The 14,951-nt window shown below is 61.3% G+C and carries 15 protein-coding genes; 9 read left to right on the forward strand and 6 right to left on the reverse strand.

Annotated features, from left to right (window positions below):
• The first annotated feature begins 22 nt into the window (after positions 1–22).
• Positions 23–655, forward strand: a complete 633-nt coding sequence (yfcF, locus tag ACP7CZ_RS21120; protein WP_054918525.1) for a glutathione transferase — start codon at positions 23–25, stop codon at positions 653–655.
• Here yfcF and ACP7CZ_RS21125 read toward each other — a convergent pair.
• On the reverse strand, positions 614–898 hold the full coding sequence (locus ACP7CZ_RS21125) for a hypothetical protein (protein WP_034125707.1): 285 nt from the start codon (positions 896–898) through the stop codon (positions 614–616). The genes yfcF and ACP7CZ_RS21125 overlap by 42 nt on opposite strands.
• A gap of 137 nt (positions 899–1,035) precedes the next feature.
• Here ACP7CZ_RS21125 and ACP7CZ_RS21130 point away from each other — a divergent pair, with 137 nt between their 5' ends.
• Both ACP7CZ_RS21130 and ACP7CZ_RS21135 read left to right on the forward strand, forming a co-directional pair.
• Positions 1,036–1,680, forward strand: a complete 645-nt coding sequence (locus ACP7CZ_RS21130; protein WP_054897774.1) for a hypothetical protein — start codon at positions 1,036–1,038, stop codon at positions 1,678–1,680.
• Between the two features lie 46 nt (positions 1,681–1,726).
• Positions 1,727–2,068, forward strand: a complete 342-nt coding sequence (locus ACP7CZ_RS21135) for a hypothetical protein (RefSeq protein WP_034125705.1) — start codon at positions 1,727–1,729, stop codon at positions 2,066–2,068.
• 171 nt (positions 2,069–2,239) lie between these two features.
• Here the strand turns inward: ACP7CZ_RS21135 and ACP7CZ_RS21140 are convergent, their stop codons facing one another.
• Together ACP7CZ_RS21140 and ACP7CZ_RS21145 are read right to left on the reverse strand one after the other, a co-directional pair.
• Complete coding sequence (locus tag ACP7CZ_RS21140) at positions 2,240–2,986, reverse strand: creatininase family protein (protein ID WP_020301789.1); 747 nt, start codon at positions 2,984–2,986, stop codon at positions 2,240–2,242.
• Positions 2,987–3,016: 30 nt separating this feature from the next.
• A complete protein-coding gene (locus ACP7CZ_RS21145) occupies positions 3,017–3,745 on the reverse strand; it encodes a murein L,D-transpeptidase catalytic domain family protein (RefSeq protein WP_019817186.1) in 729 nt (242 codons plus the stop codon).
• A 39-nt stretch (positions 3,746–3,784) separates the two neighbouring features.
• On the opposite strand from ACP7CZ_RS21145, the gene ACP7CZ_RS21150 reads away from it, so the two are divergent.
• Positions 3,785–5,386, forward strand: coding sequence for a L,D-transpeptidase family protein (locus ACP7CZ_RS21150; protein ID WP_294157060.1), 1,602 nt, complete (start codon positions 3,785–3,787; stop codon positions 5,384–5,386).
• Positions 5,387–5,509: 123 nt separating this feature from the next.
• On the opposite strand, the gene ACP7CZ_RS21155 is transcribed toward ACP7CZ_RS21150, so the two are convergent.
• Positions 5,510–6,901, reverse strand: coding sequence for a sensor histidine kinase (locus tag ACP7CZ_RS21155; protein WP_200649429.1), 1,392 nt, complete (start codon positions 6,899–6,901; stop codon positions 5,510–5,512).
• Positions 6,879–7,562, reverse strand: a complete 684-nt coding sequence (locus ACP7CZ_RS21160; protein ID WP_003191687.1) for a response regulator transcription factor — start codon at positions 7,560–7,562, stop codon at positions 6,879–6,881. Before ACP7CZ_RS21160 ends, ACP7CZ_RS21155 begins: the two co-directional genes overlap by 23 nt.
• A 375-nt stretch (positions 7,563–7,937) precedes the next feature.
• Between ACP7CZ_RS21160 and ACP7CZ_RS21165 the strand changes: the two genes are divergently transcribed.
• A complete protein-coding gene (locus tag ACP7CZ_RS21165; RefSeq protein WP_054897777.1) occupies positions 7,938–8,843 on the forward strand; it encodes a hypothetical protein in 906 nt (301 codons plus the stop codon).
• A gap of 199 nt (positions 8,844–9,042) precedes the next feature.
• On the opposite strand, the gene ACP7CZ_RS21170 is transcribed toward ACP7CZ_RS21165, so the two are convergent.
• Positions 9,043–9,951, reverse strand: a complete 909-nt coding sequence (locus ACP7CZ_RS21170) for a MurR/RpiR family transcriptional regulator (RefSeq protein WP_005787722.1) — start codon at positions 9,949–9,951, stop codon at positions 9,043–9,045.
• 284 nt (positions 9,952–10,235) lie between these two features.
• Between ACP7CZ_RS21170 and ACP7CZ_RS21175 the strand changes: the two genes are divergently transcribed.
• The 4 genes from ACP7CZ_RS21175 (at position 10,236) to ACP7CZ_RS21190 (ending at position 14,849) form a co-directional block, all read left to right on the forward strand.
• Positions 10,236–12,173, forward strand: coding sequence for a bifunctional 5-dehydro-2-deoxygluconokinase/5-dehydro-2-deoxyphosphogluconate aldolase (locus tag ACP7CZ_RS21175; RefSeq protein ID WP_294157125.1), 1,938 nt, complete (start codon positions 10,236–10,238; stop codon positions 12,171–12,173).
• A gap of 148 nt (positions 12,174–12,321) precedes the next feature.
• Positions 12,322–13,209 (forward strand): myo-inosose-2 dehydratase, encoded by an 888-nt coding sequence (iolE, locus tag ACP7CZ_RS21180; RefSeq protein ID WP_236454854.1) that lies wholly within the window; start codon positions 12,322–12,324, stop codon positions 13,207–13,209.
• A 3-nt stretch (positions 13,210–13,212) separates the two neighbouring features.
• The gene (iolB, locus tag ACP7CZ_RS21185; protein ID WP_057977494.1) at positions 13,213–14,001 is read left to right on the forward strand and encodes a 5-deoxy-glucuronate isomerase; all 789 of its coding nucleotides are present in this window, start codon (positions 13,213–13,215) and stop codon (positions 13,999–14,001) included.
• 26 nt (positions 14,002–14,027) lie between these two features.
• Positions 14,028–14,849, forward strand: coding sequence for a TIM barrel protein (locus ACP7CZ_RS21190; RefSeq protein ID WP_294157138.1), 822 nt, complete (start codon positions 14,028–14,030; stop codon positions 14,847–14,849).
• Positions 14,850–14,951 lie beyond the last annotated feature (102 nt).

Here is a 14,951-nt window from a genome sequence, read left to right on the forward strand (position 1 = left end):
GCCTCACACCAGGAGATTGTCCATGAGCCAAGGCCCGCTGCACCTCTACGTTGATTCGCTGTTCACCAGCCCCTATGCCATGTCGGTGTTTGTCGCCTTGCGCGAAAAAGGCCTGGCGTTCGAGACCCTCACCCTGGACCTCGATGCCGGGCAGAACCAGGCGGCAGATTACGTCCAACGCTCCCTGACCCAGCGAGTGCCGACCCTGGTAGACGGTGATTTTGCGCTGTCGGAGTCTTCGGCCATCACCGAGTACCTGGACCAGGCCTACCCTGAGACCCGCGTGTACCCGGCGGATGTGCAGCAGCGGGCGAGGGCGCGACAGGTTCAAGCGTGGTTGCGCAGCGACCTGCTGCCGATTCGCCAGGAGCGCTCGACGCTGGTGGTGTTCTGCGGGCAGAAGAGGCCGCCGTTGTCAGCAGAGGCTCAAGCCGCCGCGACCAAGTTGATCACCGCGGCGCAAGCCTTGCTGGCGGATAACCGCGAGTACCTGTGCGGCCAGTGGTCGATTGCCGATGTGGACCTGGCGGTGATGCTCAATCGTCTGATCCTCAACGGTGACGCCATGCCAGCGCAGCTGGTGGCCTACGCGCAACGCCAGTGGCAGCGGCCGTCAGTGCGCGAGTGGGTCGAGCTGCGACGGCCCGCGCTCTAGCTCTGCCTGCTGGGCAACGCGCCGGTCGAGGTCTTCCCAATCGGCCATGCCCAACACGCGCATGGTGTTCAAACCACGCAAGTAGCCGCGCAGTTGCTCGGCGCTGGCGCTGCCTTTTGCGGCGTCGGCGTGTGAGTCCAGCAGCACGGTTTCGTACTCGACCAGGTAGTCGGCGACTCGCTCGCGAAACTCTGGCAGGACTGCCTCGCGAATACGATCGAAGATTTTCTGGTAGGGCTTCATGGCGGGTCCTTATAGATTTTATGGGCGGCCTGACACTATCGGTTCAAATGATAGTCACCATCAAGGATCACAAGTTCTGTTTTTTCGCCAAACGCGCAGAATCTGCACATCGAGACGCAGCTCAAGGAAAATGCGCGATGAGGACGATTATCCAGTTGGCTTTGATGGCCCTGATGCTGGGCACCGCGGTCATGACCACCCCGGCGATGGCCGATGACGTGCGTACAGGCCATTTGCTGCCACTGGTGGGTAGCGTAGACTCTCTGCAGCGTGCCCAGTCGGTGGGGGTGTTGTTCAGCGAAAACACCCGCGACAACCTCAGCTACCTTGAACGCTACCACGCCATGGCGCTGAACGGCGCCAAGGATGCCTTGGATGGGCGGATTCGCGAGGCGTTCGTCAACAGCTCCGACCCGGAACTGGCGATCGACTGGTTGATGCACTCGTTGCAGGGCACTTTTTTCTCGGTGACGGTTTATAGCAGCCTGGATGCCCTGGTGCAGGCGCACCCGGATGTGGTGGTGGTGCTCGATACCCATAACCAATTGCTGACCCAGCGTAATGACCGGGTCGAAGCACGCTTTGTCGCACGCTTCTACGACGCGAACCTGCAGTTTATCGCCAAGGCCGAAGGCTCGGTGGACAAGCACGTGCCGTCAGTGTGGGTGCACGACAAGGCGGCGCCGGAGATTGCTGCACTGATCGAGCAACAACGCGATGTACAGCAAGATGCCCTGAAGCAGTTCGATGCGTCGCTCAAGGCCCTGGTTCGCGCAGGTTGACCCGCGAATGGTTGTGAACCCTATTTGGTTATTTTCAGGAATGTTTATGCGCTCTTTCTTCGCCCCGGCCCTGGCTTGTGCTTCGTTATTGTTGACCGGCTGTATCACGGCGCCAAATGCCCCATCACTGACCCTGCAAACCAACAAGACCCCCGACGGCTATGTGCAATGCGTGTTGCCCAAGCTGGAAAAGCACGGCATCACCTCGACCGTCACCCAGAACTCGCGCCACGCCAAGGTGCTGTTGACCAGCAAGATTGCCGCCGATGATGTGCTGGAGGCCTACAAGTCCCAGGACGGCACCAAGGTCTTCCTGTACGAGCGCAAGCCGCTGGCTTCGGCGATCAAGCCATCGCGGCTGGAGCAGGCCGCACAGGATTGCAGATAAACCCAGGCACAACGCAAATCCAAAGGTGGGCGGGGGCAACCTTTGACACCCTGTAGGAGCGAGCTTGCTCGCGAAAGACGTCAACGGTAACGCGCGCTCCCTGAATAAACGCGGCGCCTATGATTTTTTCGCGAGCAAGCTCGCTCCTACAGGGTATTGGCCCCATTTGGATCAGGGCTTGGCTTCGTTGCTGAAGCTGTCGACAGTCTTGACCAATCCCTGCGCCGCCAACGCCACCAACTCACCGCCTTTCTCCACAGTAGCCAACGCCGGGTCCGAGCCCATGCGGCCGTCAGGGAAGCGCGCCCGGAAGTCCAGGGCCTCGCGGATCGGGCCGGTGTTGGCGATTCGTGGTGAGTAGTCGGCAGACTTGATCGCGTCCGGATACGCCCACTGCGTCACGGCAATTTCCGACGGCGTGGCGTGGCTGCCATGCCCGACCGGGAATTGACGCTGGGCCAGGTCAGTGACGCCTTCCAGGTCCCACCAGTTCACCAGCTTCAGCGCGAACCCGGCCGGGCGGCGGGCGAAGCTGGCTTCGGCGTACAGCTCGGAGAACGCCGCTTCAATCGTGGCGATGTTGCCGCCGTGGCCGTTCAGGAACAGGATCTTTTCGAAACCATGCCCGGCCAACGAGCGCACCCAGTCGCCAATTGCGGCGATAAAGGTGGAAGGGCGCAGGGAGATGGTGCCGGGAAAGCCCAGGTGGTGTTGGGCCATACCGATATTGAAGGTCGGGCCGACCAGGATATCGGCGTGCTTCTGGGCGTGGTGGGCGATGATTTCCGGGCACATCCAGTCCGTGCCCAGCAGGCCGGTGGGACCATGTTGCTCGTTGGAACCGATGGGAATCACCACCGTGCGGCTGCGTTCCAGGAACTGCCCGATTTCGATCCAGGTGGAGGTGTGTAGAAGCATGCGACGCTCTCTTTTATCTATGGGGACAGGCTATCCGCCACGGATTGTACGACTACTCGCCACCTGTTGGGGTTTGCAATTGAGGTAGGTCGACGACTTCAGCCAGCGCTGGTCGGGGTACCACGAAAACATGAACTGCCCGTCCTTGAGCTTGTCCACAACTTGACGGGCAACTTGCGGGCGCACGGCCGGGCAACCCTGGCTGCGGCCGATGCGGCCTTCGCGCTTGCTCCATAAGGGGCTGACGTAGTCGGCGGCATGAATCACGATGGCGCGGTCGCGGGCCTGGTCATTGAAACCGGGTTCCAGACCGTCCATGCGCAGCGAGTAGCCATGGGCGCCCAGGTAGCTTTCCTGGGTGCGGAACAACCCCAGGCTCGACTGGTGGCTGCCCTCGAGGTTGGAGAACTGGGTAGCGAAGTTTTCCCCGGACTTGGCGCCGTGGGCCACCAGGTCGCGCAATACCAGGGTCTTTTTGCGCAGGTCGAAGATCCACAGGCGACGGGCGGTCGAGGGCTGTGAGTAGTCAATAACCGCTAGGCGATCGGAACGTTCCTCGCCGTTATTGACCGCGCACTGTACGGCGCTCAGGGCGCTTTTCAGCACGGTGGGATTGAGTTCTGGAGCCGAGCGCGCCAGGCTGCTATACAGGGAAGGAGAGGTGCCATTGGCGGCGAGCGCAACATTGCTCAATAAAGCCAGGCACCCAGTGATCAAGCCCAGGCTGGTTAGCCTGAGCAGGCGTATAAAAGTCAGCATCTACAGTCGAGTCCCCGCTGTGGAGTGGAGCTAAGTCAATTGTTCAAAAAACACGCATGTTACTTGAGCATTTGCCTGCTCGTTGCACCATTGGTCGCTACAGCCGAAACGCTGCCGGTGGAGCCATTGCCCGTCACCACCCCTGCACCGGTCGCGCTGGCGCCACTGCAACAGGCGTTGGCCCAGTTGACCAGTGTCTGCCCGCACCTTGCGCCGCGTATCGATGCCGCCGCGTTGGTGCGCCTGCAAGCCTTTTACCTGCAGCAGGGCGATGCCCCGCTATGGTCGGCTGACGAACGCCGGCAAGCCTTGCACAGCCAGTTGCTGATGCTTGCCGACGATGGCCTGGACCCCACCCACTATAGCTTGCCTGCGGCGGATGCCACGGCCAACGTGCTGTGCAGCGATATCGCCAACAGCCAGCAGTACCTGCAAGCCCTGCAGGATTTGCATTACGGGCGCCTGCAGCAATCGCGCTTTGAGCCTCTATGGCATTCACAGCCGCCCAGTGGCGATCCTAATGCCGAGGTACTGGCGTTCGCCGCCACCGGCCTGCAAGACATGGCCCAAGCCTTCGATCAGGCGCGGCCCAGCGCTGATTTGTATCGCAGCCTGCGCAATGCCTACGCCGGCGTGCGTCAGCAACCGCTGCCCCATTGGGACCCGGTCGCCGAGGGCGCGTTGTTGCGCCCGGGCATGAACGACCCCCGCGTGCCGGAACTGGCGCGGCGCCTGCACAGCGGTGGCTACCTGGCCCAGTTGCCCAGCGGCAACGGCAAGCAATACCAGGGCGAACTGGTCAAAGCGGTGAAAGCCTTCCAGCTCAGCCACTCGTTGCAGGCCGACGGTGTGATCGGCGCCGGCACCGTGGCCGAACTCAATATCAGCCCGGCGGTGCGTCGTGAACAGCTGCGCATCAACCTGGAGCGCTTCCGCTGGCTGGCCCAGGACCTGGAGCCTGAAGGCGTCGTGGTCAATGTGGCCGCCGCGCAGCTGAGCGTGTATCAGAGCGGCATCCCGGTGTGGCAAACCCGCCTTCAAGTGGGCCGGGCCGAACGCCAGACGCCATTGCTCAAGTCGCGCATCACCCGGCTGACCCTCAACCCCACCTGGACTATCCCGCCGACCATCATGCGCGAGGACAAACTGCCCGCCATCCGCCTCAACCCTGAATACCTGCGCCAGCAAAACCTGCAAGTGCTCGACGCCGAAGGTCACCCATTGACCCCCGACCAAGTCGACTGGGCACGCCCCGGCAATATCCTGCTGCGCCAGCAGGCCGGCCCGCGTAACCCGCTGGGCAAGATTGTGATGCGCTTTCCCAATCCGTATTCGGTGTACCTGCATGACACCCCCAGCCAGCCCTTGTTCACCAAGGGCCCACGGGCGTTCAGTTCGGGGTGCGTGCGGGTCGAGCAACCGTTGTTATTGCGCGATCTGCTCGTAACACCCGCCGAACGCACCCGCACCGATGAGCTGCTGGCGACCGGTGAAACCCATGAATTCAGGCTGGCTACGCCGGTACCGGTGCTGTTGGGGTATTGGACGGTAGAAGTGGATCGCCAGGGCGAGTTGGTGTACGCGCCGGATATTTATGCGCGTGACCCGGTGTTGATCAAGGCCATGGGCAGCGTGTTATAGCGTCAGATGGCTTGATATGAATGTAGGAGCGAGCTTGCTCGCGAAAAACGCCAACGATAACGCGTGCTTCCTGAATGAACGCGGTGTCTGTGAGTTTTTCGCGAGCAAGCTCGCTCCTACGTTCTATTCCGGCATCAGTTGCTGGCGGCATTCCAGCACCAGGCGGGCGCCGCCCAACTCACTGGTGCCGACCTCCAGCTTGAAGCCATGCAAGTTGATGATCGCCGCCACAATCGACAGGCCCAGCCCAAAGCCGCCTTGCTGATCACTCTCATCGACCCGATAGAAACGTTGGAACACCGACGCGCGCTCGGCAGCTGGAATGCCTGGCCCGGAGTCGAGCACTTCGATGCGCGTACTCCCAAGGTCGTTGACTGCTCGCAGGATCACCTTGCCATTGGGCGGGGTGAACTTGATCGAGTTACTCAGCAGATTGGCCAGGGCTTCAAACAACAGCGCACGGTCACCGGTAACCCACGGCAGTGAATCAGGCGCCTGCAGCACCAACTCCAGTTCGCCTTCTTCGGCCAGGGGCAGGTAGAAATCATGCAGTTCGCGCAGCAACGGCAGCGGGTCCAGCACCAGGAAGCCTGAGCGACGCTGGTGGTCTTCCAGTTCCGAGATGCGCAGCAGCCCGCGAAAACGCGCCATCAGCGTGTCGGTTTCGGCGATGGCGTCATCGAGTTTTACCGCGTGGGCCGAGTCTTCCTCGGCTTGTTGCTTGATGCGGTAAAGCTGGGCGCGCAAGCGGGTGAGCGGGGTGCGCAGGTCGTGGGCGATGTTGTCGCACACGCCCTTGACCTCGTTCATCAGTTTTTCGATGCGGTCGAGCATGGCATTGACGATGGCGGCAAGCATGTCCAGCTCGTCGCGCCGGTTGGACAGCGGCAACCGGTGCGTGAGGTCGCCGGCGACGATGGCCTCGGCGCTGGCCTGGATCCCGCGAATACGCCGCAACGGGCGACGGCGCAGCAGGTGCCAGCCGGCAGCGCCAGGAATGATGGTCAAGGACAGCGCCCACAGCAGGGCGTGCCAGATAATCCGCGTTACCCCGAACAACGAGCCGTTGGCGCGTACCAACACCAGCCAGCGGCCGTCTTCGGTGTGGGTGGCCACGGCATCGCAGCTGTCCTTGGGCAGTTTGGGGTCATCGGATTGCACGCAATTGGTCAGGGCGTAGATCTTGCCATCCAGCGGCAGGTCCGGTGGCACGGCACGGATCGGCCCGCTCAAGGGGCGAAATTGCTCATCGAACAGGCCGTAGGCGTCCACGCCCTTCATGTCGAAGGTCATGCTGGTGGTCAGCGCTTCCACCAGTTCTTCGCCGTCGAAACGCTGGAAAAGATGCTGGCGCTGCAACAGGGAATGGCGCGACAAGTCGCTGAGGTAGCCTGAGACCTCGTAGTACAGCACCCCCATGAGGATGCAACTCCACGCCACGAACAACGAACTGTACAGCGCCAGCAAGCGGCTGCTGGAAGAGCGCCAGCCTTTAGAGGGGTTCAGCAATGACATAGCCCGAGCCTCGTACCGTGCGGATCAGCGGCGTGAGGCCCGGTGGGTCGATTTTCTTGCGCAGACGGCCGATGTGCACGTCGATCAGGTTGGTGCCGGGGTCGAAGTGATAGCCCCAGACTTCCTCGAAAATCATCATCCGCGACAGGATCTGCCCGGTGTTGCGCATCAGGAATTCCAGCAGTTTGTATTCAGTGGGCAGCAGCGTCAGCGGCTGGTCGGCCCGGCTGGCTTCGCGGCTGATCAGGTTCAGTTCCAGGTCGGCCACGCGCAGAGCGGTTTCGAATTCCTGAACGGTGCTTTTACGCCGCAGCAGCACCTCGACACGGGCGGCCATTTCATCCGAGGCGAACGGCTTGGTCAGGTAGTCATCACCGCCGGCACGCAGGCCGCGCACGCGCTCGTCGACATCGGAGAGGGCGCTGATCATCAGGATCGGCGTAGACACCCCAATGGTGCGCAACGTGGTGACGATGGCCAGGCCATCCAGCTCGGGCAGCATGCGGTCGAGGGTGATCAGGTCGTAATCCCCACTCACGGCACGGACCAGGCCCTCGCGGCCGTTGTCCACCCAATCTACGTCCAGTCCATGGCTACTCAGCTCGGCGACAATCTCGCGGGCCGTTACGGCGTCATCCTCGATGGTCAAAATGCGGGTCATAGGATTACCTGGTGAGCGTTCACACTAGAAGTGACGACATTTTGCCAAGAAGTTGCTGAATGTTTCCTAAATAAAACTTCATCTTCTTCAAACCGACATCGCCCTGTGGGAGCTGGCTTGCCTGCGATGGCGGCTTACCTGCTGGCATATTCGTTGGCGGTCATGCCGCTATCGCAGGCAAGCCAGCTCCCACAGGGGAGTGCATTACGCCCGCCTAATATCGCCGTTTATTGCAACCTGCATGATCTGGCTAAGTTCAATTTAAATAAATCATTGAAATTAAAGGAATTTAATTTTAATCGCCGCTGGCACGCTGCCTGCACTGTCCGTTTTGAGACTTGTAACATCATTTTTCGTGCCTGGAGCAAAACAACAATGATCACATCCTCAACCACGCTGCAAGAGTCAAGCACGCTCTCCGGGGTTTCCTGGGGGGCGATTTTCGCCGGTGCCGCTGCGGCGGCTGCACTGTCATTGATCTTGGTATTGCTGGGCTTCGGCCTGGGCTTTTCGGCGGTGTCGCCTTGGGCTGACAGCGGTATCAGCGCCAAGGGCCTTGGCATTTCCACAATTGTCTGGCTAGCGTTCACCCAGATCGTTGCTTCGGGCCTGGGCGGTTACATCGCCGGTCGTTTGCGGGTGAAGTGGGCCAATATGCACGGGGACGAGGTGTACTTTCGCGACACCGCCCATGGCTTCCTGGCGTGGGCAGTGGCCACATTGATCACGGCGATGCTGGTGGTCGGCTCGGTCAGCAGTGTGGTCAGCGGCGGCGTGAAAGCTGGCGCCAGCGTGGCATCGGGCGCCGCCAGCGGCCTCACCCAAGCTGCTGGCAGCGCGGCAAAAGGTGCCGACAGTGGTGACTTCGGTTATTACGTCGACAGCCTGTTCCGCGATGATCGCCCAGCGGCGGTCAGCGATGATGCAGCCCACGCCGTGGTCGGTCGTATCCTGACGCGTACGTTGAGCAACGACGGCCAACTGGCAGCGGAAGATCGCGCCTACCTGGCCCAACTGATCAGCCAGCGCACCAACCTTAGCCAGGCCGATGCCGAAGCCCGTATCGACAAGGTCTATGGCGACGCGCGCAAGGCCGTTGAAGACGCCAAGCTCAAAGCCAAACAAGCCGCTGACACCGCTGCGAAAGTAGCGGCCTACACCTCGCTGTGGACCTTCGTGGCCCTGCTCATCGGTGCGTTCTTCGCCAGCTTCGCCGCCACCTTCGGCGGTCGCCGCCGGGATGCCGTGGTGTATGTCGAAACCGAAAACTACGTTCGTTAATTCAAGGAGAACATGATGCGCTCATTACTGCTGTGGTTCCTCGGCGTGCCGATTCCGGTGATCATCCTGATCGCGATTTTCATGCACTAATTGTAGGAGCGAGCTTGCTCGCGAAGAACTGCTGGGCGCCGCGTTCATTCAAAATGGCCGCGGCGTTCTTGCGTTTTTCGCGAGCAAGCTCGCTCCTACAGTTGGAGGTTCAGTCGTCGAACCCGACCTGTTCGTGAATCTCATCCACCTTGAGTTCCAACCGATACGCCACCGCAATAAACAGCGCCTGGCACAGGCACAGCGTGGCGCTCAGCGAGCGGAAAGCAAACGAGGAACCTTCATTGACCAACAACACCGCATTCGCCCGCTTGGCCAGGGGCGACAGGTTGCTGTCGGTGATGATCAGGGTCTTGGCCTGGTGATGCTGCGCGATGCGCAGGCAGTGCTGGGTCTCTTTGCCGTAGGGCGTGAAGCTGATGGCTATCACCAGGTCATTGGCGCGCACGCTGCGCATCTGCTCGCGATAACTGCCGCCTAGCCCCGAGATCAGGTGGATGCGCTTGTTGGTGTGCTGCAGGTTGTAGACCAGGTAGTCGGCCACCGCAAAGGAGCGGCGCACGCCGACCACGTAGATGTTGTCGGCATTGACTACCAGGTCCACGGCTTTCTCGAAGGCAGCGTCGTCCAACTCCAGCCCCAAGCGTTCGATGCCCGACAGGGTGGCGTTGACGCACTCGCGCGCCAGGTCGCCGCCGCTGGCCTTCTGGGACTTGTTGGCGATCATGCTGCGAATGCGCTGCTGGTAGTTTTGCACCGGCGTAGTCTTGTGCGTATACGCCTCGCGAAACAGCGCCTGCATCTCACTGAACCCGCTGAAACCGAAGCGCTGGGAAAACCGCACGATGGCCGAAGGGTGCACTTCGCATTCCCGGGCGATGTCGCTGATCCGGTCGACCATGATCCGGTCACTCTGCTGACTCATGTAGCTGGCGATACGCTTGAGCTGGCGCGGCAGGCTCTCGTATTCGTCGGTGATCAGCTGCAACAGGCGTTCGGCATTGATCGGAGGGCTGGCGACAGTTTCTTCCAGGGTGGTCTCGGGATCGGTGCGGGACATGGGCAATCCTTCTGGCGTGTTCGTCTGATGCGCTGATAGGTGGCGCAAGTCTACAGGGTAGGCGCAAAAAAATACCCCGGCATCACGGCCCGCGTGGCCTGCTGAAACGATGCATGGGCGCTGGAGTGCCGCTATCCTGAGGTATTGGAAAAAATATTCCACTAAAAATAATTATGGAATAAATATTGATTGCTGCCAGCGGACGTTCTAGTCTGCTCCCACCAAGAGCGTTTGCCGTCGCCACGGCGGCACAACGCAGGCTGATAAAAATAACAGGAGCCAGCATGGGCCAGACTCGTTTTGCCAGTGGGCGTCAATTGGATCTGATTTGCCTCGGGCGCCTGGGCGTCGATCTCTATGCGCAGCAAGTCGGTGCGCGGCTTGAGGATGTGTCCAGCTTCGCCAAGTATCTGGGCGGATCTTCCGCCAACATCGCTTTCGGCACCGCCAGGCTGGGGCTGAAGTCGGCGATGCTGAGCCGGGTCGGCGATGACCACATGGGCCGTTTCCTGGTGGAATCCCTGGCCCGCGAAGGCTGTGATGTCAGTGGCATCAAGGTCGACCCTGAGCGCCTCACCGCCCTGGTCCTGCTGGGCCTCAAGGACCGCGAAACCTTCCCCCTGGTGTTCTACCGCGAAAACTGCGCCGACATGGCCTTGCGCGCCGAAGACATCAGCGAAGCCTTTATCGCCTCCAGCAAAGCGTTGTTGATCACCGGTACGCATTTCTCCACCGACGGCGTGTACAAGGCCAGCCTCCAGGCCCTGGATTACGCCGCCAGGCACAACGTCAAGCGCGTGCTGGACATCGACTACCGCCCCGTGTTGTGGGGCCTGGCCGGCAAGGCCGATGGCGAAACCCGTTTCGTCGCCGACCAGAATGTCAGCCAGCATGTGCAGAAGATCCTGCCGCGTTTCGACCTGATCGTCGGCACCGAAGAGGAATTCCTGATTGCCGGCGGCGGTGAAGACCTGCTCACCGCCCTGCGCACCGTGCGTGAACTGACCCCGGCCACCCTGGTGGTCAAGCTCGGCCCCCAGGGCTGCACGGTGATCCACGGCGCAATCCCGGCGCGCCTGGAAGACGGGGCCATCTATCCTGGCGTGCGGGTTGAAGTGCTCAACGTGCTGGGCGCAGGCGATGCTTTTATGTCGGGCTTTCTCAGCGGCTGGATCAATGACGCCAGCGATGAGCGTTGCAGCCAGTTGGCCAATGCCTGTGGCGGCCTGGTGGTATCGCGCCACGCCTGTGCGCCAGCGATGCCGACCCCCGCCGAACTCGATTACCTGTTCAACAGCCCCGTGCCCATCACCCGGCCGGACCAGGACGTGACCCTGCAACGCCTGCACCGTGTCACGGTGCCGCGCAAGGCCTGGAAGCAACTGTTCGTCTTTGCCTTCGACCACCGCTGGCAATTGGTGGAGCTGGCGCAAAAAGGTGGCCAGGCCCCTGAGCGTATCAGCGACATCAAGCAGTTGTTTATCCAGGCCATCGAACGCGTGGAGCGCAACCTCAGCGAGCAGGGCGTCGAGGCGGATGTGGGCCTGCTCGCCGACCAACGCTTTGGCCAGGATGCACTCAACGCCGCCAGCGGTCGCGGCTGGTGGATCGCTCGCCCGGTGGAAGTGCAGAACTCGCGGCCCCTGGCGTTCGAGCACGGGCGTTCGATCGGCAGCAACCTGATTGCCTGGCCCCAGGAACACATCATCAAGTGCCTGGTGCAGTTTCACCCCGATGACGAGCCGATGCTGCGCCTGGAACAGGAAGCGCAACTCAAGGCGGTGTACGAGGCGTCGCTGGTCAGTGGCCACGAACTGCTGCTGGAAGTCATCCCACCCAAGGATCACCCGTCCACCTACCCGGACGTGCTCTACCGCAGCCTTAAACGCCTGTACAACCTTGGCATTTACCCGGCCTGGTGGAAGATCGAAACCCAATCGGCCGAAGACTGGAAAAAGCTCGACGAACTGATCCAGGAACGCGACCCCTACTGCCGTGGCGTGGTGTTGCTGGGCCTGAATGCTTCCCCCGAGTTTCTCGCCGATGGCTTCAAGCAAGCCAGCCAGAGCAGCACCTGCCGTGGGTTTGCCGTGGGCCGCACGATCTTCCACGAGCCGAGCCGGGCGTGGATGGCGGGGGAGATTGATGATGAAACGCTGATCCAGCAGGTGCAGGCGACCTTCGAACAGCTCATCAATGCCTGGCTCAGCGCCCGACAGTAAATACGATCAAATGTGGGAGCTGGCTTGCCTGCGATAGCAATCTATCCGTTGCAAATGTATTGCCTGACACACTGCTATCGCAGGCAAGCCAGCTCCCACACAAAGCAGATCCCAGTGAATTCTGAAGATAAAAACAAAAGGTGCAGCCATGCCCGCAATCCGAATTGGCATCAACCCGATCTCCTGGAGCAACGACGACCTCCCGGCCCTCGGCGGTGAGACCCCGCTGAGCACGGCCCTGAGCGAAGGCAAGGACATCGGCTACGAAGGTTTTGAACTCAACGGCAAATTCCCCAAGGATGCCAAGGGCGTCGCTGACGTGCTGCGTCCTTATGACCTGGCGCTGGTGTCCGGTTGGTACTCCAGCCGTCTGGCCCACCGTTCGGTGGCTGAAGAAATCGAGGCGATTGCCGCCCATGTCGAACTGCTCAAACACAACGGCGCCTCGGTACTGGTATACGGCGAAGTGGCTGACTCGATCCAGGGCTCGCGCATTCGCCTGATCGAGCGCCCGCGTTTTCACAGTGAACAGGCCTGGCAGGCTTACGCCGACAAGCTTACCGAGCTGGCGCGCTTCACCTTGTCCCAGGGCGTGCGCCTGGCCTATCACCACCATATGGGCGCGTACGTCGAATCCCCCGAGGACATCGACCAGTTGATGAAACGCACGGGCCCGGAAGTCGGCTTGCTGTTCGATTCGGGCCACTGCTACATGGGCGGCGGCGAACCCATCGAGGTGCTGCGCAAGCATATCGAGCGCGTCTGCCATGTGCATTTCAAGGATGTACGCAAACCCGTGGTGCAACTGGCGCGTAACCAGATGTGGAGCTTCCCGGACTGCATCGTCAACGGCACCTTTACCGTGCCCGGCGATGGTGATATCGACTTCGCACCGTTGCTGGATGTGTTGCTCGCGGCGAACTACAAGGGCTGGCTGGTGGTGGAAGCCGAGCAGGACCCGGCCGTGGCGCCCAGCTATATCTACGCGAAGAAGGGTTACGACACCCTGCGTGCGCTTCTCAACCAGAGGACTTGAGTGATGAGCTTGTTGGTCAAAAGCAGCAAACGCGGGCAAACCATGGTTGCCCTGGAGGCGGGTCGCCTGGAGTACGTAGGCTTTGCCGCGTACCGCCTGAGTCTGGGTGAAACCCTGCCGGTCAGTGCGGGCGATCAGGAACTGTGCCTGGTGCTGCTCAGCGGTCGGGTGAATATTGAAGGCGAAGGCTTCAATTGGCAGAACCTGGGGGATCGCCAGTCGGTGTTCGAAGACAAGTCACCGTTCGCCGCCTATTTGCCGCCGGGCACTGGCGCCCGAGTCACGGCCCTGAGCGATGTGCAAATTGCCGTCTGTGCAGCGCCGGGTGCTACGGGTTTTGCCCCGCGCTTGATCCGCCCCGAGCAGTGCAAGCGCAGTGTGCGCGGCAAAGGCGCCAACACTCGCTACGTCTGCGACATCCTGCCTGACAGCGAGCCGGCCCATTCGCTGCTGGTGGTGGAAGTGCGCACGCCGTCGGGGCATTCCTCCAGCTACCCGCCGCACAAGCACGACACCGACGACCTGCCGCACCAGAGCTTTCTGGAAGAGACCTACTACCACCAGGTCAACCCGCCCCAGGGCTTCGTGTTCCAGCGCGTGTACACCGATGATCGCAGCATCGACCAGGCCATGGCCGTGGAAAACAGTGACCTGGTGGTGGTGCCCAAGGGCTATCACCCGGTCAGCGTGCCGTATGGCTACGAGTCTTATTACCTGAACGTGATGGCCGGCCCCAAGCGCGCCTGGCATTTCCATAACGACCCGCAGCACAGCTGGCTGCTGGACCTGTAAACGGTGTTGGACGGAGAACAAAAACAATGAAGTCGCCGCTACGTTTTGCCCTCAACCGCATGGTCGCCCCCAACCTGTCCCTGCCGGATTTCATCCAGTTGGCGGCGGCTCTCAACTGCGAGGCCATTGAGATCCGCAACGACCTCAAAAACCGTGAAATCGAATACGGCACACCCGCCAGCCGCGTGCGTGAATTGTGCGCAGCGCAGGGCATCAAGGTGCTGTCGATCAACGCGCTGTACCCCTTTGATGTGTGGAATGACCAACGCCGTGCCCAGGCAATCGAACTGGCCACCTACGCCCGTGAGTGCGGGGCCGAAGGCTTGGTGATGTGCCCGTTCAATCAGCCTGGCGATACGCGCAACGACGCGCAGCGCGCGGCTGGTTTGCGCACGGCGTTGAGCGAGCTGGCGTTGATCCTGCGCGAGTACGGGATTCTGGGGTTCATCGAGCCCCTGGGCTTCACCGTATCCGCCCTGCGCCGCAAGCGCGTGGCAGTGGATGCAATCAAGGCCATCGGCGGCCTGGATGTATTCCGGGTGGTGCACGACACCTTTCACCATCACCTGGCCGGCGAGCATGAGTTCTTCCCGGAACTGACCGGGCTGGTGCACATCTCCGGGGTGGAAGACCGCGAGGCGCCGCTGGAGTCGATCCGCGACGGCCACCGCGTGCTGGTGGGCGAGGACGATATCCTCGGGAATGCGGCGCAGATCGACACCTTGCTGAGCACCGGCTACAGCGGCTATCTGTCGTTCGAACCGTTTGCCGAAAGCGTGCACGGGTTGGCGAATATCCGGCAGGCGTTGGGCAGCAGCATGGCGTATTTGCAAAAGCCCTTGCCATAACGCGATCAAAAATGTGGGAGCTGGCTTGCCTGCGATAGCGGTGTGTCAGGCAATACCTGTGCAACTGATAGACCGCTATCGCAGGCAAGCCAGCTCCCACAG

This window comes from Pseudomonas sp. DWP2-2 (genome assembly GCF_049897065.1).
Taxonomy (GTDB): domain Bacteria; phylum Pseudomonadota; class Gammaproteobacteria; order Pseudomonadales; family Pseudomonadaceae; genus Aquipseudomonas; species Aquipseudomonas paracarnis.